The 235-nt window shown below is 65.1% G+C and carries 1 pseudogene; it reads right to left on the bottom strand.

Going from position 1 to position 235, the window contains the following annotated elements:
* Window positions 1–147: pseudogene (locus tag KVT45_RS58355) on the bottom strand (IS5/IS1182 family transposase); the annotation flags it as partial.
* Between the last annotated feature and the right edge of the window lie 88 nt (window positions 148–235).

Raw genomic sequence — 235 nt, 5'->3', positions numbered from 1 at the left:
CGACGGCAGGCTCCATGGCCTGCCCCTGCGAACCGGGTCCGCGCCCTCGCGGCGTAAAGCGGTGAACGGCTTGCCGAACTGCCGCGGGCTCAGTCCGGTGAACGGGAGTATCGAGGAAGGCTCGGACGACGTGATCACACCAGTCACTGCGCGATCATTCCACTGCTTCAGGTTCTCCCTGCACGAACGCGGTGCGGCAGCGTTCAACCTGCTCGGCCACATGCTCCATGAACCA

The organism is Streptomyces sp. GbtcB6, from assembly GCF_019091475.1.
GTDB lineage: Bacteria > Actinomycetota > Actinomycetes > Streptomycetales > Streptomycetaceae > Streptomyces > Streptomyces hyaluromycini.
Note: the sequence above shows the minus strand (reverse complement) of the source record. Positions and strands in the feature narration are given on the sequence as shown.